Source organism: Corynebacterium glyciniphilum AJ 3170, assembly GCF_000626675.1.
Classification (GTDB): Bacteria; Actinomycetota; Actinomycetes; order Mycobacteriales; family Mycobacteriaceae; genus Corynebacterium; species Corynebacterium glyciniphilum.
The window spans coordinates 2231101-2247463 of record NZ_CP006842.1; the positions used below are offsets into that span (position 1 = coordinate 2231101).

At 64.6% G+C, this 16363-nt stretch carries 17 protein-coding genes; 9 read left to right on the plus strand and 8 right to left on the minus strand.

The features are described from left to right. Nucleotides 1–5 precede the first annotated feature (5 nt). The 3 genes from CGLY_RS17790 to CGLY_RS10485 all read right to left on the minus strand — a co-directional run bounded on the left by CGLY_RS17790 (nucleotide 6) and on the right by CGLY_RS10485 (nucleotide 2395). On the minus strand, nucleotides 6–272 hold the full coding sequence (locus CGLY_RS17790; RefSeq protein WP_227590240.1) for a DNA alkylation repair protein: 267 nt from the start codon (nucleotides 270–272) through the stop codon (nucleotides 6–8). 21 nt (nucleotides 273–293) lie between these two features. Next, nucleotides 294–584: a hypothetical protein gene (locus CGLY_RS17795; RefSeq protein ID WP_227590241.1), complete on the minus strand. Its 291-nt coding sequence runs from the start codon at nucleotides 582–584 to the stop codon at nucleotides 294–296. A gap of 128 nt (nucleotides 585–712) precedes the next feature. Then, entirely contained in the window at nucleotides 713–2395 is a 1683-nt protein-coding gene (locus CGLY_RS10485) for an alkaline phosphatase D family protein (protein WP_038552572.1), read from the minus strand. A 351-nt stretch (nucleotides 2396–2746) separates the two neighbouring features. On the opposite strand from CGLY_RS10485, the gene CGLY_RS10490 reads away from it, so the two are divergent. Then, nucleotides 2747–3766 (plus strand): bile acid:sodium symporter family protein, encoded by a 1020-nt coding sequence (locus CGLY_RS10490; RefSeq protein ID WP_038549256.1) that lies wholly within the window; start codon nucleotides 2747–2749, stop codon nucleotides 3764–3766. Here the strand turns inward: CGLY_RS10490 and CGLY_RS10495 are convergent. Then, nucleotides 3748–4458, minus strand: coding sequence for a hypothetical protein (locus CGLY_RS10495; RefSeq protein WP_038549258.1), 711 nt, complete (start codon nucleotides 4456–4458; stop codon nucleotides 3748–3750). The genes CGLY_RS10490 and CGLY_RS10495 overlap by 19 nt on opposite strands. A gap of 118 nt (nucleotides 4459–4576) precedes the next feature. On the opposite strand from CGLY_RS10495, the gene CGLY_RS10500 reads away from it, so the two are divergent. After that, on the plus strand, nucleotides 4577–5983 hold the full coding sequence (locus CGLY_RS10500; RefSeq protein WP_227590242.1) for an MFS transporter: 1407 nt from the start codon (nucleotides 4577–4579) through the stop codon (nucleotides 5981–5983). Between the two features lie 66 nt (nucleotides 5984–6049). Here the strand turns inward: CGLY_RS10500 and CGLY_RS10505 are convergent, their stop codons facing one another. Next, nucleotides 6050–6442, minus strand: coding sequence for a hypothetical protein (locus tag CGLY_RS10505; RefSeq protein WP_038549262.1), 393 nt, complete (start codon nucleotides 6440–6442; stop codon nucleotides 6050–6052). Nucleotides 6443–6651: 209 nt separating this feature from the next. Between CGLY_RS10505 and CGLY_RS10510 the strand changes: the two genes are divergently transcribed. Next, on the plus strand, nucleotides 6652–7065 hold the full coding sequence (locus CGLY_RS10510; protein WP_052540028.1) for a YccF domain-containing protein: 414 nt from the start codon (nucleotides 6652–6654) through the stop codon (nucleotides 7063–7065). A gap of 47 nt (nucleotides 7066–7112) precedes the next feature. On the opposite strand, the gene CGLY_RS10515 is transcribed toward CGLY_RS10510, so the two are convergent. Both CGLY_RS10515 and CGLY_RS10520 read right to left on the minus strand, forming a co-directional pair. After that, complete coding sequence (locus CGLY_RS10515) at nucleotides 7113–7766, minus strand: response regulator (RefSeq protein ID WP_038552578.1); 654 nt, start codon at nucleotides 7764–7766, stop codon at nucleotides 7113–7115. A gap of 62 nt (nucleotides 7767–7828) precedes the next feature. Next, entirely contained in the window at nucleotides 7829–9544 is a 1716-nt protein-coding gene (locus CGLY_RS10520; protein ID WP_038549264.1) for a sensor histidine kinase, read from the minus strand. A 157-nt stretch (nucleotides 9545–9701) separates the two neighbouring features. Between CGLY_RS10520 and CGLY_RS10525 the strand changes: the two genes are divergently transcribed. Beyond that, nucleotides 9702–11153 carry a CitMHS family transporter gene (locus CGLY_RS10525; RefSeq protein ID WP_038549266.1) on the plus strand — a complete coding sequence of 484 codons (1452 nt, stop codon included), beginning with the start codon at nucleotides 9702–9704 and terminating at the stop codon, nucleotides 11151–11153. Nucleotides 11154–11163: 10 nt separating this feature from the next. Here the strand turns inward: CGLY_RS10525 and CGLY_RS10530 are convergent, their stop codons facing one another. Continuing rightward, nucleotides 11164–12426 (minus strand): PspC domain-containing protein, encoded by a 1263-nt coding sequence (locus CGLY_RS10530; RefSeq protein ID WP_038549268.1) that lies wholly within the window; start codon nucleotides 12424–12426, stop codon nucleotides 11164–11166. Nucleotides 12427–12562: 136 nt separating this feature from the next. Between CGLY_RS10530 and CGLY_RS10535 the strand changes: the two genes are divergently transcribed. The 5 genes from CGLY_RS10535 to CGLY_RS10555 all read left to right on the plus strand — a co-directional run bounded on the left by CGLY_RS10535 (nucleotide 12563) and on the right by CGLY_RS10555 (nucleotide 16310). Next, a complete protein-coding gene (locus CGLY_RS10535; protein WP_052540030.1) occupies nucleotides 12563–13870 on the plus strand; it encodes an ATP-binding protein in 1308 nt (435 codons plus the stop codon). A gap of 62 nt (nucleotides 13871–13932) precedes the next feature. Beyond that, nucleotides 13933–14613 (plus strand): LuxR C-terminal-related transcriptional regulator, encoded by a 681-nt coding sequence (locus CGLY_RS10540; protein WP_038552584.1) that lies wholly within the window; start codon nucleotides 13933–13935, stop codon nucleotides 14611–14613. 19 nt (nucleotides 14614–14632) lie between these two features. Further along, nucleotides 14633–14935 carry a hypothetical protein gene (locus tag CGLY_RS10545; RefSeq protein WP_144313672.1) on the plus strand — a complete coding sequence of 101 codons (303 nt, stop codon included), beginning with the start codon at nucleotides 14633–14635 and terminating at the stop codon, nucleotides 14933–14935. Nucleotides 14936–14970: 35 nt separating this feature from the next. After that, on the plus strand, nucleotides 14971–15399 hold the full coding sequence (locus CGLY_RS10550) for an SRPBCC domain-containing protein (RefSeq protein ID WP_052540032.1): 429 nt from the start codon (nucleotides 14971–14973) through the stop codon (nucleotides 15397–15399). Continuing rightward, nucleotides 15396–16310, plus strand: coding sequence for a nitroreductase family protein (locus tag CGLY_RS10555; RefSeq protein ID WP_038549272.1), 915 nt, complete (start codon nucleotides 15396–15398; stop codon nucleotides 16308–16310). Before CGLY_RS10550 ends, CGLY_RS10555 begins: the two co-directional genes overlap by 4 nt. Nucleotides 16311–16363 lie beyond the last annotated feature (53 nt).

Below are 16363 nucleotides of genomic sequence, written 5' to 3' on the forward strand. Positions count from 1 at the left end.
CCGTCTTACCGATCCGACTGCCGTGACACCATCTCGGCGATCCATGCCGAGGCGTACGGGGACGTGCAGTTCTCCGGCGTCGGATAATCCTTGAGGACGCCGAGACGCTCACCGATCGACACGGCACGGTCCCGGAACTCCGGGTAGTGGATGCCGATCTGAGCGAGACACTCGTTCGGCGCCCACTGCAGTCGTTCCTCACTGTCGGCCATGGTGCTCTCAATAGTGTCGAACAGACCGTCAATCTCCGCTGAGGACACTTCGCCCCTCACGCTTGACCAGCCTCTGCATCGTCACCGCCCACCCGGCGGAGGCGACCGTCGGATCAGGGTCGTCGAACCACCGTGCCGGGAGCGCTCATCGGTACGTCCACTCTCCATCACCACGTAGCTCAGCGACCAGGTGTGGACTTTCGGGATTCGGGCATCGCGCAGCATCTCGTCCATGGTGTCGGCGTCCAGCACTTTCGGACGCACCAGGAGGGCCGCGGCCAGTCTGCATTTGGAACCGCTAGTCTGCCACAACGCCATACCGATGTCGTGTTTCACCGCAGGCGGGCGACCGGTGCCTGTCTCTTTCGCCACCGTGACGACGATTGACCTTCAGGATGTCCGCGCCGGCCAGGCGGGACAAGGTGCCCCGGACCTCGGCGACAGCGCTGTCGACCACCGACCCGGGAGTGGGGTTGGTGTCTGGCCTGCCGCCATCCTAATCACGCCGGGGTGTAGACCGTCCGGGACCGGTCGAGTTCTTGTCCGGCAGGACGAACCCCGGGGTCATCCGCGAACGTCTGCCGGCTCGTCGTGTACGTGACCGGGGCTGACGGGCCGAGGACGTCGCCGTGGTACCAGTCCACCTGGGTCCGTGACGGGTCCACATCGACCACCATCATTCCGTGTCGGCTCAGGTCGACGTACTTGTACCAATGGTCCACATCCATGAGCAACCCTTCCCCCAGCCGCAGAGCCTCCCTGACCGCAGGTGCCGCGGCACTGGTCGGAACAATCGAATCGAAGGCGCTCGCAGCGGTCACCGACGGGACGATGAACTCCGCGGCCGCCACGGTCGTGTCCCGGCCCAGCCGATACTCTCCGGCCTGCGCGGGGATATCTGCAGCCCACGAGGAGTGGATGTCACCGGTGAGGAAGACCACGTTCATTCCACGACCGTGAGGCCCGGACCCCCTGTTCATGATGACGTCGATGATGCGCTGGCGTTCCACCATGTACCCGTCCCACTGGTCCGTATTCAGTGCAATTCCGTCCGGCGGCAGGCCGATCTTGTCGACCAACCAGTCATGCAACCGTGGATCCAGTGAGTGAGGCAAAGTCATCGGAGCGAACATCACCGAGTTCCCGACCAGTTGCCAGGTGGTCGTCGAGGTCGTCAGGACGCCCGCGAACCAGTCGAACTGGTTCTGTCCCATCATCGTGCGGCCGTCCGCGGCAGCGGTGGCCGGGGAGCTCTGCATGTCGCGGTAAGTGCGAAGGTCGGGGAGGATGAGCTCTGCGAGCGTACCGTAGCGTAGGTGCCGGTAGAGATGACGTCCACCGTCCGTGCCGAACCCCTCTCCCGCACGAACCGGCATCCATTCGTAGTAGGCCTCGGTCGCAGCCTGCCTCACCGCCGCGTACTCCTGCGCCCCGCCGTAGTCGGAATCCCCGGTGGCACCGTCACGCCACGCATTGTCGAAAAACTCGTGGTCATCCCAGATGCAGATCATCGGCTTAGCGGCATGCAGGTCTGCGAGGTCAGGGTCTCGGTGGTAGTGCCCCTGTCGGATCCGGTAACCGACGAGTGTGCGGGTACGTTCGCGCGGTTCCACGGTCCGTACTGTTGTGCCGTAGGCCGCGCCGTATTCCCCGGACTCGTATTCATAGGTGTAGTCGCCGAGATGCAGGACGAACTCAACGTCGTCGCGGTCAGCAAGCTCACGGTAGGCACGGAAGTGTCCTGCCTCGTAGTTCGAACACGAACACACCCCGAAGCGGAGGTGGTCCGGTGCGGCGTCGTCCGCCGGCGTCGTCCGCGTTCGACCCGTGCGGGATACCTCACCTGCGGACGGACCGTCCACCACCGTGAACCGGTAATAGTAGGTGGTGGACGGGGCAAGTCCCGTGACATTGATTTTCACGGTGTGGTCGCGGTCCGCTTCGGTGGTCATTTCCCCAGCTGCGGTGGCTACGTCAAAGCTGGCGTCTGTGGACACCTCCCAGTACACACGGGTCGGATCCCCCGCACCGGAACCCGGCGTGGCCTGAGATACCGGCGTCACCCGGGTCCAGATGACGACGCTGTCGGGCCAGGGATCTCCGGAAGCGACGGAATGCAGGAAGGCTCTGCTACCAGGTGCCCCGCCATTGGCAGTGGCAGTCGCCGCGGACCACCGGGACATAGTATCTCCGACAGCGAGCCCGGCACTGGCAACCACGGCACCGGTGAGGAAACGCCGTCTCGTCACGCCCGTCCCGACAGTCGCAGGTGGTGTCGTTGTCATTGGCCACATCGGCACAGTGTGATTCTCCGTCTCTGATCCGGGTCACCGGACGGCCTCCGGTCACCTCGACGGAGGTTCACAGTAATGGCATCTCGACGTTTCTGCTGTTCAGAACCATATTCTTTTGCCGACTGTTGGCCAGATATTCATCCGCGATTCAGTTATGCCACCAGACACACTTCTCGCTGTATGAGATTATGTCATTCATATTTTGGGAAACTGCATGATCTACCATTAGATTCGGACACCATGACGAATCAGGACTCCCTTCCCGCCTCGGAGGATCGTTCGGCAGCTGTCGCCGTCACGGCCTTCCCTCTGTTCATCCTCGCCGGCACCGTCATCGCGTTCTTCGCTCCGGATCCGTTCCTCCCACTGACGGACTACATCAACCTCTTCCTCATGGTCATCATGTTTGCCATGGGATTGACGTTGACCGTCCCGGACTTCAAGATCATCGCCAAACGCCCTACCCCGGTGATCATCGGTGTAGTCGCCCAGTTCGTCATCATGCCGCTTCTGGCGATCGCCGTCGCCAAACTCCTGGGACTCAACCCCGCGCTCGCCGTCGGACTGCTCATGCTGGGGTCTGTTCCTGGCGGGACCGCCTCCAACGTGATCGCCTACCTCGCCAAGGGGGATGTGGCCGTTTCAGTCGCCATGACCAGCATCTCCACCATCGTCTCCCCTGTCATGACGCCGGCGTTGATGCTCCTGCTCGCCGACACGCGTACAGACGTCGACGGTGCGGGCATGGCGTTGACCCTCGTGCAGACCGTGCTCCTACCGGTCATCGGTGGGCTGGTTATCCGCACCTTCCTCAACAGGTGGGTCGACAAGATCGCCCCGGTACTGCCGTGGCTGTCGATCATCGGCATCGGTGGCGTGGTCTTCCCAGCCGTGGCGACCAACGCCGAACGCCTGGCACAGATCGGCCTGATCGTCTTCGCCGCCGTCCTGCTGCACAATCTCGGCGGCTACGCCCTGGGATACCTGACCGGCCGGCTCTTCCGCCTTCCAGAGCCTGTCAACCGCACCATGGCCATCGAGATCGGCACCCAGTCCGCCGGACTCGCCTCCGGTATGGCCGGGCGGTTCTTCTCACCCGAAGCGGCACTTCCGGGTGCCGTCGCCGCGGTAATGCACAACATCACCGGTGCCGTCTACGCGGCCCTGGTGCGCCGCCGCCCCATCCACGGACAAACGGCGGCACCAACCCCCGGCGCCGCGGCAGAAAACACCGCGGCAGATCAACCGACGATGTCGTAGCTGTCGGCAGTCACTCGGGTGGTGACACCGTCAGCCGTGATCAAGGCAGCGTCAGGCTGAGTCAGGTCAACCACGAACCGGTCGCCGACGCTGGTGACACTGCCGTCGTCCAGTCCTCCCGCATGGTTGACGCCCGCCACATTGCCCAACAGGGCATACAGTTCGGGGTCTCCGCCAGCACGGTAGGCGACTCCGTTGGCGTCACCGCCACGCGTAGCGTCCCAGCCCGCATGGAAGTTCTCCGCCTGGCACCCCCAGTCAAAGCCGTCGGCTTCCTGACCGTCGCGGAACATGCAGATCATGGTGTCCTGACCATTCAGCGGAACGGTGTAGTCAGCCATTTCGACACGGTTCTGCTGAGGTGCCCCGCCCTCGGGCTGTGCCTGCGGTTCGGGGGACGGCTCAGGAGATGGACCACCGTCGTCGAGAGGCGCTGCCCCCGGGGTCGGCTGCGGAGCTGATTCCTTCTCCGCGTCCCCATCAGGGTGCTGTTCGCGCGTCATGTCGCCGGAAAGTGCGGCATCATCCGGGTCCGCTGTGACAGCTCCGCCACTGCCCTGCGCCTCATCGACGCCTGCTCCGTCATTGTCACAGGCGGTGAGGAAAAGCCCGGCGGCGGTCACTACAGCGAGCCCTGCCGCGGGCAGGAGCTTGACTCGTCGAGTTCCGATCACATCACGCACAGGGCTCATCTCCAGTATCTGTAGTTCACAGCAGTGTCACCACCACCGTGCCATACCAGTCCGGTACCGCGCTACAGAATGCTCTACGGTGCCGCCTCGCTACCGGCGTTTCGCTACGATGGAACAAATGGCGATGTCAGTCTTCCGGGACCGCCGCGGCCCCATCCTCATAGCGATCATGCTGTCTTCCGCTCTCATGGCGGTGGATGCCACCGTGCTGGCAACGGCAGTCCCCAGTATCGTTGCCGACCTCGGCGAATTCTCCCGCTACCCGTGGCTGTTCTCCGGCTATCTGCTCGCCCAGGCCGTCACTGTCCCGATGTTCTCGAAACTCGCGGACACCTACGGGCGCAAGCCAGTGATCCTCACCGGCATCGCAATCTTCGTCCTCGGGTCCGCCCTCGCCGTTTTCGCTCCGACGATGACCGTCCTGATTCTCTGCCGAATCGTGCAAGGAATCGGGGCGGGAGCCGTCCAACCGATGGGTCAGACCATCGCAGGCGACATCTACACCGTTCGCGAACGGGCGAAAGTGCAGGGGTACCTTGCCAGCGTCTGGGCCATCTCCTCCATGCTCGGCCCACTGATCGGTGGTTTGTTCTCCCAGTACGTGTCGTGGCGCTGGATCTTCGTGATCAACATCCCTCTGGGCCTGCTCGCCGCCGTAATGGTGTGGCGCAATTTCCGTGAGCACGTCGAGAGGACACGGCATCGCATCGACATTGAAGGCGCCCTCGTCCTCACACTCGGTCTGACCCTGCTGCTGCTCGGCCTACTGGAAGGCGGGGAAGCATGGGCCTGGACCTCGACGGCGTCGCTGGTGTGCTTCGCCGGGGGGATCGCCGCACTGGCATTGTTCGTGTTCATCGAACGCCACGCCGCGGAGCCGGTGGTCAACCTGCGACTACTCTCCCGCCGACTCATCGTGCATGCCGTGGTGATCTCAGCCGCGATCGGTGGGATTGTGCTGGGACTGACGAGTTTCGTGCCCACGTACCTCGAACGCGCCGCCGGCGCCACGCCCGTGGCCGCCGGTATCGCCGTCGCAGCATTGACCATCGCCTGGCCATTAGCCAGTGCAAACGCCGGTCGAATCTACGTTCCCCACGGATTCCGCGCCTCGATTACGCTAGGGTCCTCGATCGTGATGGTCGGTACACTCCTGTTGCTCCTGGTCGTAGGCCAGCAGAACATCTGGCTCATCGTCGCCGTGGCGATCGTCCTGGGGTCCGGGCTTGGTTTCACCGCAGCACCGAACGTGGTGGCTGCGCAGTCGTCCGTCGGCTGGTCGGAGCGCGCCGAGGTCACCGGCCTGACAATGTTCGCCCGCTCTGCCGGCAGCGCCATCGCCGTGGCGGTGTACGGCACGATCTCCAACGCCATCATCTCCAATGGCAGTGGAGACTCTGATCCCGCCACCGTGGTCGATGCGACCACCGGCGTCTTCTACGGCGTCGTCGGCGCCGCGCTGCTCCTGCTCATAGCTGCATGGACATTGCCGAAAGTGCAGGGCTCCCAAGACAGAGACACGTAGCAGCTAAGAGAGATCTCGGAGACATGCGATCAATCCGGACAGATGCCCCGCAAGTCAGGGCGCAGGTCAGCCTGATTGCCGCACCGGCGACAACGGCCCCAGAGCCACCTGCCCGCGGCAGTACGACATCAACGGCGTCGGCCTGTCGTGCACACACTGGCCCCCGTGCACCTTGTCCGCCACCTCCTCGCGTCGAACTTCCAGCGCAGCGGAACTGATCGCCGACCACAGGGACGTAGCAGTGACCAGGTTGCCGCAGTCCAGGATGAACCGGCTCCCACGACGGGTCAACGACACCGCGCCCGCCTCCTCGGCCTCAGTGTCCTCGACAACCAGCGGCGTCACAGTACACAGCACCTCATCAGTGACATCAGCCAGAGCAGTCAGCGCGGTGATGCCGGTGGTGGGTTCAGTGGTGTAGGTACTGGTCGTGACGTCCCCTCCTTCGAATATGAACACTGTATCGCATGACCCAGACATGCCAACGAAGAAAATGTCATCGAATCGAACCTGTGTTCTACTTCCGGACTAGCAGCCAGGCCGACATCCTGTCGCACCCCGCCCCTGTAATGGGCAGGCACCCCGACCGGAAGCTCAGGGATGATGACAGCAGCACCGGAAGAACCTGGCCCATAACCCCACGGGGAACGACACCTAGAATCGGACCCATGAAAATTCTGCGCGTCATCCTCAATATTCTCTGGCTGGTCACCGGTGGTATCTGGCTGTTCGTTGGCTATGTCGTCTTCGGCCTCATCGCCTGCATCTTCATCATCACCATCCCCGCGGGCGTCGCGTCGTTCCGCATGGCCAGCTACGCCCTGTGGCCGTTCGGTCGCACCGTCATCCGGAAGAACGGTGCCGGCGTCGGTTCCGGACTGATGAACGTCGTATGGTTCCTCGTGGCGGGACTCTGGCTCGCGCTCGGCCATATCGCGACCGCCGCTCTGCAGGCGATCACCATCATTGGCCTCCCCCTCGCGTGGGCAAACGTCAAGATGATCCCCGTGACCTGCTTCCCCTTCGGCAAGGCCATCATCCCGGACTCTTCGACACAGGTCATCCCCGCCCCCGGGTCCTGAGTCCGGGGTGCCTGTCAGTCCACCTCAGTGACACGATGACCTGCCACTCACCACCCCGCACCGCTCGAGCGAGCGTACAGGTGCTCCGGGCGGCCGGAACTGCCGTAACGCAGCCGTACGGTCACCACGCCGCGGCCGGCCAACGCCGACAGGCGCCGCTGGGCCGTCGCCCTAGATACACCAGCCACCTCAGCCACCTCGGCAGCAGACCGCTCTTCCGTCCCGAGCGCGTCGAGGACAAGGTCCTCGGTGGTGCTGCCCGCCGCCGTCACCGGTTGAGATGTCCCGTGCATCACGGACAGCGCTCGGTCAATCTCCTCCTGCTTCAGCGGATGGGGCGTTGTCATGAGCTTCCGGTACCTGCTGAACCGTTCCAACCGGTCGACCAACGACTGACGGGTGAACGGTTTGACGAGGTACGCGTGGACACCGGCCGTCAAGGCACGGCGAACGGTCGCCGACTCAACGGCCGCGGACAGGACGAATGCATCTGCCCCGCTGCTTCGTACCAGTTCAATCCCGTCGCCATCGGGCAGGTAGACATCCGCGAGAACGAGATCCGGCGACTGCGCAGCCATCGCCGCCCTCGCCTCGGCGCAGGTACCTACTGTCGCCTGCACGCCGAACCCCGACACCCCGGAGACGATGTCCGCATGGATTGAAGCGACACGGAAGTCGTCGTCGACGACAAGAACCCGCATGTCGCGTGCGCTGCGTGTGCCTCGCCGGGGGTCCCGCGATTCCGGTGGTGTGGAGTTCGACGTCATTGATGTCCCTTACCTTCGTCACTTTCATCTGTCATGTCGTCCGGTTCCGTCGTGAAGACGCCAGGCAGACGCACGCCGAATACCGCACCCTGCCCCGGGGCCCCACCGCCCGGGTCGATGACCCAGAGCACACCGTCACGGCGGGCCACCAACTCGCGGGTCAGCGTGAGACCAATGCCGTGGCCGTGGACGGTGTCACCGTCGACGTCGGCCCCGGACTGCTGTCTCCGGTCCGCGCTGGAGTCCGGGCCGCTGTCCAGCCCGTCACCGGAGTCAGACACCACCACGGTGAGCGCGTCTCCATCCTGCATCGCCGTCACCTCGACCCACGGGTGGTTATCCTCTGCCGCCAACGCCGCAGTGACCGCATTGTCCACCAGGTTACCCAGTACCGTGGCAACATCCTCCACCGCTCCCGGTCCGTCAATGACGTCGATAACCAGTGTCTCCTCCCCTACTCTCAGGCTGACTCCGCGCTCGCTGGCTTCCATCGCCTTTCCGCCCAGGAATGACTGGAGGAAAGGCTCGCCGAGAAGCTCGGCGCCCTGCAGGGGGAAATTCACGGGCCCCCGGTCGGCCATGTCCTGGAGGAAGGAGCGTGCGTCGGCCACCCGTCCTGCGTCGAGAAGGCCCGATGCCGCATGTATCCGGTTCGCGAACTCGTGTCGCTGAACACGGAGTGTGGCCCCCATCGCCTGCACCGTACCCAATCTGTGTGTGAGAGCAGCGAGATCGGTTCGGTCCCGTACGACAACGACCGTTCCGAGATAGCGCCCCGCCCTCGTCACCGGATGGGCATCCAGATAAAGCACCCGTCCACCAACGACCACATTGTCGAAAGACACTGACCGCGCCGTCGACGGATCGTGGCGTCCGAGTCCCTGGAGTTCCTCCGCGACCCGAGGCGGCAGGCCAAGGTCCCCCACCGACGTGGTGCTGGGGCCGTCTACACCGACCGGGCCAATGCCGAACAGCCGCGAGGCCACCTCATTGAATACCTCGAGACCGCCCTCTGCGTTCACCGACAGCACGCCGTCCTCCACCCCGTCCAGAACCGCCGACTGGTGACGGACAAGCTCTACGAGGTCCTCGGGCTGCAGACCGAGCGTGAGCCGCTCCCACCGTCGTTGCATCAGCACACTGGCGACGACACCGATAAGGAGTGCGGTCACTCCGGCACTGCCGACGCCGAACAGGACCAGAGGCAGGTCGTCGAAGACACTGGCCCGCTGAAAACCCACACTCACCTCCCCCACCGGTGCACTGTCGGAGACGTCGCGCGCGGAGTCGTCCGGGGCATACACCGGTACCTTCGCGCGAGCGGAATGCCCGAGGGTGCCTGTCTCCCAGGCGGTCACCTCCTCGCCGCGCAAAGCAGCCTCATGATCTGTGCTGACCCGCTGACCGATCCGTTCCGGGTCCGGGTGCGCCAACCGGATTCCGTCCGCATCGGTAATGACCACGAACAGAGCACCTGTGCGGGCCTCGACACCCGCAGCGAGATCGGCCAGGCCTTCTTCAGGGTCGCCTACAGGCACCTCGGTGCGCACGTAAGGGTCCTCCGCCACAGACCGGGCGATGGAAACCGCGGAGTTCATCGCCTGCTCTTTCAGTCGCTCGACCGACAGCCAGGCGAAAATGCCGGAGCACACCGCCACGACGGCAAAAACCGTCAGCAGCTGCAGCAGAAGAACTTTCGTCGAAAAACGCACGTCAGGAAGTCTACGGCACAGTAATCCGTCGCAGTGAACACAATGCGCACAAGTCATTGATTGCACACAAGATGATCTAACGCACAGAACCATCGTTATGTGTCGCCGATCACTTTAGGCTCACCCTGTCCGGTCAGACACACCTGAAGGAGTTGCGATGACCACCGCAGACAGTCTGCTGCTGGCGGCAGACTACAACCTGAGCCACACCCCGTCCGACGGTATCCTCGTCGCCCTCGGGTTCCTCATGATCCTCACGTTCATGGCACTGATCATGACCAGTCGCATGACCCCCATGCTGGCGCTGATCCTCGTGCCCACCATCTTCGGCCTGATCGGCGGTGCCGGTCTCGGTATCGGTGACATGGTGATGGACGCCGTCAAGGACATGGCACCGACGGCAGCCCTGCTCATGTTCGCGATCATGTACTTCGGCATCATGATCAACGTCGGACTGTTCGATCCACTGATTAAGTGGATCACCCGGATCCTGGGCAACGACCCGGCGAAGATCGTCTTCGGCACCGCCGTGCTAGCCGGTGTCGTCTCGCTCGACGGTGACGGTTCCACGACCTACATCATCACCACCTCGGCAATGCTTCCCCTCTATCTCCGCCTCGGGATGAGCCCCGTCATCCTGACCTGTGTCGCCGGCCTCGTCAACGGCACGATGAATATCGTCCCGTGGGGTGGCCCGACTGTCCGCGCCGCGGCTGCCCTCGGTGTCGAGCCCTCTGAGGTTTTCGTCCCGATGCTGCCGTCCCTGGCAGCGGGTATCGTCATCTGCTTCGTCTTCGCTTGGCTCATGGGCCAGGCGGAACGCAAGCGTCTCGGACGCCTCGAGACGTCCCACCTGACGGGGATGACGGGACGCTCCAGCGGGAACGGTGACGGCACAACCGACGCTGAGGCCGGCACGGGCGGCGGAGCTTCGATGCACACCTCCATGGCCGACACCATGCTCGACCCGAACCGTGCCACCCTGCGGCCGAAACTGCTGTGGTTCAACCTCGTGCTCACCATCGCCGTGATGGTGTTGCTGGTGGCCGACCTCTTCCCGCTGGCATACGTCTTCATGGTGGGCGCCGCCATTGCGCTGACAGTGAACTTCCCCCGGTTGAAGGACCAGGCCAACGAGATCGTCTCGCATTCCAGTTCCATCGTTGCCGTCGTCGGCATGGTGCTCGCCGCCGGCGTCCTGGTCGGTGTGCTGGACGGCACCGGCATGGTCACCGCGATGGCGGAGTGGATCACCTCGATCATCCCCGAGTCCCTCGGTGGGTACCTGGCGCCGATCACCGGCCTGCTGTCCATGCCGATGACTTTCTTCATGTCGAATGACGCCTTCTACTTCGGCATCCTCCCCGTACTCTCCGAGAGCGCGGCACACTTCGGGATTGAACCAGTGCAGATGGCACAGGCCTCGATCACCGGACAGCCGGTCCACATGCAGTCCCCCCTGGTTCCCGCGATCCTTCTCCTGGTCTCCCTGGCCAATGTCGACCTGGGTGCCCACCACCGCAAGGTGCTCTGGCGGGCAGTCGTGGTCTCCCTGGTCATGCTGGCCGTCGGCGTCCTCGTCGGGCCGATCCCGTTCCACGTCGGATAACCGGGTTCAGTCAGCTGATCTGGTCGAAGCGGACCTCGGACATCGTGGCGGTAACATTCACTGTCACCGTGTGTTCCGTGTCTCCCCGACCTTTCACCAGCGTGTTGTCGAAGGTGTCGCAGTCGACGTCACTCATCGTGAGCGATTCGCAGTTCAACCGGACGCGGTAGGACGGACCGTCCGTGGTCTCCGGGAAAATCATCCCCACCGACCCCATGGTGGTCGTCAGGTCGATCTCGCTGTCCTGGTTGACGGCCACCCCGGTGAAGTCCAGGGTCGGTGAACTCATCGTGTAGCTGTAGTCGCGGTAGTCGTCCAGCGTCCGGACGTTCTCCGTACCACCGGTGAAGGTGCCGGAGGTGGAGCTGCCGTCCACCGAGGTGATGCCACCCCACCGCGGGAACAACACCGCTCCCAGTGCGATGGCACCGGCGACGAGGGCGAGGATGACCGCGAGCACCGCAGCGACGACCAGGGCTTTGAGCCCGCGACGCTTCTTCTTCGGTTCCCCCGACGAATGCCCGGCTTCAGCAGGGTCGGGCTCACCGGGGTCCGGCAGGTCCCAGGCGAACGGCGCCGTCCCCAACGGGTCCCACGACGGGGGTTGGGTACGCGGGGGCTCGAAACCCGGCGCGGCGGCGACGCCGTCCAGGTTGATCGTCGGTGACGGCTCATCCGGAGTGGCGGTGGCGTCCGCGGAGGCGTCGTAGGAGGCGGTGGACGACGCAGCGGGTGCCGTGGGTGACGACGACCGGTGGTCGTCCCGGTCAAGCAGGCCTGCGGGAGCCACCGGCTGGCGTTCGTACAGCAGCCACCAGGCCACACCGGTCAGTGCAGCGGACACCACAAGGCCGGTCAGGGTGATACCGCCACTGAAGATACCCCCGAAAACCAGGAACACTGCACCGACGATCAGCGTTCCGATCGCGAGGGAGCGGTCCTCGCCGTAGCGAGGGTCCCGCTCCCCGCGGATCAGCACATCCAGCGGGGTTTTCGGGACCGTGTAGCGCCGTAGCACCAGGAGGGCGATGCCGTAGACCCACAGGCCGACGCCGCCGAGGAAGGCCGTCAGGACGAACACCAGCCGCACCAGTAACGGAGAGACCTGGTAGCGCACGGCGATGCCTTCACACACCCCGAAGAACCAGGACCTGGTCGACTGACTGCGCGGGAAGCGGACGGGGCGGGTCTCCCACATCCGACGGACGGTGGACTCGAAGGTGCCCCGGGGGTTGCCCGTGCCCGGGGTCGTTGACTGTGTGCCGTAACTCATGGTCCTCATTCTTCGTGGACCTCCAGCCAACCACATCGGGGATGCCCCGGATATCCACCCTGATCCTGCCGCTCCCTCCGAATCTCAGGGTGGTCCCCGATACCCTGAGCCGTCCGGTCCTGGCAGTCTTGGGCACATGTCTCACCTTCCAGTCCCGAACGGACGGTCCTCCGCGCGCCCCGGAGGACGTCCCGGCGCGCCGGCTCCTGACCTGTTCCGGGTCGCCGACGGCAAACTCATCGCCGGTGTGTGTACCGGGCTGGCGGCTCACCTGGGTGTGCGGCTCACCGTCGTACGTCTGATCTTCGCGGTGGCAAACACGGTTGCGGGGGTCGGCGTGATCGCCTACGGCGCACTGTGGGTGTTCACCACGCGGGTCGCGTCCGCCAGCGAGGCGTCCACTACCGCGGCCGTCTCTTCGGTCCGTCATCGCGGTCTGGACCCTGGTCTCATCAACCGTCCGGTGTCAAGGGTGGATCGTCTGCTCGTTGTCCTCGCCATGGTTCTTTTCACGGCCGGGGCAGCGACCAAACCCCAGGTTGCTGTGAGCGCTCTTCTGCTGGCAGGTGGAGTGCTCCTGGTGTGGCGGACATTCGGGCCGAACGCCCTCGCCAGCGCTCCCGGGCAGCAGGGGCCGCCGAGCCGGGTGCCGGGCGGCCTGCAGTGGATGAGCCTCGTCGGTGGCCTGGTGCTGCTGGCGATCGGCATCGGCTACACCGTCTTCGGTATCCGGATCGACGATGCCGCCACCGACGGCACCGGCGGGGTGATCATCCCTGCGCTCATTGCCGCGGTCGCGCTGATCGCCGGTCTCGTCGTGGTGCTGATTCCCCTGTGGCTGCGCCTGTGGTCCATGGCGAACACCACCGCCCGCGAACGCGCCGCCGAGGAGGAGCGCGCACGCATCGCCGCACGTATCCACGACTCTGTCCTGCAGACACTCACACTGATCCAGAAGAAGTCCGGCGAACCCGAGATCGCGCAGATGGCCCGTAGCCAGGAGCGGCAGCTCCGTCAGTGGCTCTTCGCTCCCGGCGAGTCCGTACGTACCGAAACCCTGTTCGGTGCGCTACGTGTCGCCTGCGGCGAGGTCGAGGACACCTTCGGCGTGCAGATCCGCCCCGTCATCGTCGGCGACGACCGGGACACCGACGACGCCTCGGTCGCGCTGTTGCTTGCTGGTCGCGAGGCGATGGTCAACGCCGCGAAACACTCCGGCTGCCAGGAGGTCAACGTCTATCTTGAGGTCACCGACGGCGGCGGAGTGGAACTGTTCGTGCGCGACCGTGGTCCCGGCTTCAGCGTCGAGGGCATTCCCGAGGACCGGCAGGGGGTGCGCTCGTCGATCCTGGACCGTATCCACCGTGTCGGAGGTAGCGTGGAGATCGACTCGGGGCAGTTCGGCACCGAGGTGACCCTGAGGTTGGAAGGACAGACACGGTGACGGAACCAGAGACGGGCACCAGGACGGATGCGGTGTCCGTGTACCTCGTCGACGACCACTCGATGTTCCGTACCGGGGTGCGGGCGGAGTTGACCGGACGTCCGGAGATCCAGATTATCGGAGAAGCCGGTTCCGTCGGTGACGCCGTCGAGGGTATCCGGGAGACCAGGCCCCAGGTCGTACTGCTGGACGTCCACATGCCCGACGGTGGCGGTCTGCAGGTGTTGCGTCACCTCCAGAATGGCGGGGACGCCGCTGACCGCGCTGATGACGGACCACGGTTCCTGGGCCTGAGTGTCTCCGACGACCCCACTGACGTGATCTCCCTGATCAGAGGTGGTGCACGGGGCTATGTCACCAAGAACATCAGTGGGCAGGAGCTCGTCGACAGTATCCTGCGGGTACATTCCGGCGATGCGGTGTTCTCCCCTCGTCTCGCCGGCTATGTCCTCGACGCGTTCACGGTCGGACCACCGGATGTGCCTGATATACCGCCGACCGATGCTTCAGAACCGGTGCCGTTGCCCGCCGACGCCGACCAGAGTGTCCTCTCGACCCTGACACCGCGGGAGAAAGAGGTTCTGCGGCTGCTTGCACGCGGCTACACGTACCGGGAGATGGCCGAGCGGTTGTTCATCTCGGTGAAGACGGTGGAGACTCACGTCTCCAACGTTCTGCGCAAGACCCAGCAGACCAACCGACACTCCCTGTCACGGTGGGTGTCCGACAACAGACTGGGATGAGCGTGTAGAAGTGGTGGGCATGAGTAACCAGAACTCCAGCTACTCCAGCTACACCGTCAACGTCGTGAAAGAGGACCGCGAAGACCTCGACGCCCGCGACGTCTCAGACGACACGACGGACGTCGAAACAGCGGGCACAACCTGGTGTGCCGCCGTGGTGGGCGTCGACGGTGCCGTCGTCTGGGGAGATGACTTCGAGAACCTCGAGACCGCGGTCCGCGCGAAGCTCGCTGACCTCGTCCCGGGTGAGGAGCCCGAGCTCACCTGGCAGATCGACAGCGGCGCCGAATCGTCCCGCCAGGTGCCGTTGAACCCGATGTGACGACTGTAACGACTGCAACGACTCTGAGGACGCGCATGGATCCTGCGACGATCACACTGACCGTGCAGCTGCCGACGACGCCGACCCGGGCGTTCCGCGCACTGACACGTTCGTCACAGCTGCGCCAGTGGTTCGGCGACGTCCTGGACTACGACCGATCCCTGCTGGTCTTCGGCGCCGGCCGGCAGCTCACCTTCATCTCGGACGGGACGATCGGGCAAGGACAGGTGACCGTATTCCGTCCTCCGTCGGTGCTGGAATACAGCTGGAACAATGAGACCCTGCGCTTCGACCTGGACGCTGAGGGGGAAGAAACCTCGCTCACCTTCACCAACACGATCCACGGTGCCGAAGCCGCAGTCATCGCCGATGCTGCAGGCCCCGAGTGGGAGGAGGCCCTGGACCGTCTACGCGCCCTGTTCATCGAGCCTCCCACCACTGTCGACTCTGGAGGAGTTGAATGACCGACCGTCCCACCCCGGATGAACGCCTGACCGACCGCTACGGCCGGGCACAACCGTGGTCCCCGACCGAATGGAACGACACGCTGGAGACGATCACCGCACACCGCTCGGTGCGTCTGTGGCAGGACAGGGAGGTTGACGACGCCGTGCTGTCGACGATCCTGGCCGCCGCGCAGTCCGCGCCGTCCTCGTCGAACAAGCAGACCGTGTCGGTGGTCGTCGTCCGGGACCGCGCGGTGAAAGAGCAGCTGGCGAGCATCGGCAAGAGGATGTCCTCGCATGTCGCCACCGCACCTGTTCTCCTGCTGTGGCTGGTGGACTTCTCACAGATCCGCTTCCACGCCGCGCAGGCGGAGCAAGCCGAGACCGGTACGCTCGGCGACGCCGAGGAGATCCACGGTGTGTCTTCCCTGCCTCCCCACGACCTCGGGTCGCTGAACTATCTGGATGAGCCCGTGACCTCCGTGCTGGACATCGGAATCGCCTCGCAGACCGCGGCGGTAGCGGCCGAGTCCCTGGGGCTGGGCACGGTGTACCTGGGTTCGATGCGCAATGACATTGGCACGGTCCAGGAGATCCTCGGCATTCCCCAGGACGTCGTTCCGTTCCTTGGGTTGGCGATGGGATACGGCGACCCGGAGGAGAATGCCGGGGTGAAACCACGTCTGCCGATGGAACTGGTCGTCCACCACGACCGGTACAACACGCGATCCGACGAGGCCGGTGCGCGGGAACGGGCCCGGTTGCTCGCCGACTACGATGCGGCACTCGCCGGGTATTTCGCCCGCTACGGACAGCACCCGACGTGGTCCAACCAGACCCTGCACCGGGTGTCGCAGAAGGCCGCCACGAAGACGAAACGCCACCTGATCCGGCAGTTCCTGGAGAAAGCGGGGTTCGGGCTGAAGTGACTCCCCCGCCATCGACATAGCAACTCCACGGGTCGGTCGCACCAACCTGTGGA

Bases quoted from the DNA above. Each gene is read 5' to 3' on its own strand.
- CGLY_RS10490 (WP_038549256.1), top strand. From the start codon at position 2,747: ATGACGAATCAGGACTCCCTTCCCGCCTCGGAGGATCGTTCGGCAGCT.
- CGLY_RS10485 (WP_038552572.1), bottom strand. From the start codon at position 2,395: ATGTCCCGGTGGTCCGCGGCGACTGCCACTGCCAATGGCGGGGCACCT.
- CGLY_RS10530 (WP_038549268.1), bottom strand. From the start codon at position 12,426: ATGAGTTACGGCACACAGTCAACGACCCCGGGCACGGGCAACCCCCGG.
- CGLY_RS10540 (WP_038552584.1), top strand. From the start codon at position 13,933: ATGTTCCGTACCGGGGTGCGGGCGGAGTTGACCGGACGTCCGGAGATC.
- CGLY_RS10500 (WP_227590242.1), top strand. From the start codon at position 4,577: ATGGCGATGTCAGTCTTCCGGGACCGCCGCGGCCCCATCCTCATAGCG.
- CGLY_RS10510 (WP_052540028.1), top strand. From the start codon at position 6,652: ATGAAAATTCTGCGCGTCATCCTCAATATTCTCTGGCTGGTCACCGGT.
- CGLY_RS10550 (WP_052540032.1), top strand. From the start codon at position 14,971: ATGGATCCTGCGACGATCACACTGACCGTGCAGCTGCCGACGACGCCG.
- CGLY_RS10525 (WP_038549266.1), top strand. From the start codon at position 9,702: ATGACCACCGCAGACAGTCTGCTGCTGGCGGCAGACTACAACCTGAGC.
- CGLY_RS10555 (WP_038549272.1), top strand. From the start codon at position 15,396: ATGACCGACCGTCCCACCCCGGATGAACGCCTGACCGACCGCTACGGC.
- CGLY_RS10545 (WP_144313672.1), top strand. From the start codon at position 14,633: ATGAGTAACCAGAACTCCAGCTACTCCAGCTACACCGTCAACGTCGTG.
- CGLY_RS10535 (WP_052540030.1), top strand. From the start codon at position 12,563: ATGTCTCACCTTCCAGTCCCGAACGGACGGTCCTCCGCGCGCCCCGGA.
- CGLY_RS10495 (WP_038549258.1), bottom strand. From the start codon at position 4,458: ATGAGCCCTGTGCGTGATGTGATCGGAACTCGACGAGTCAAGCTCCTG.
- CGLY_RS10515 (WP_038552578.1), bottom strand. From the start codon at position 7,766: ATGCGGGTTCTTGTCGTCGACGACGACTTCCGTGTCGCTTCAATCCAT.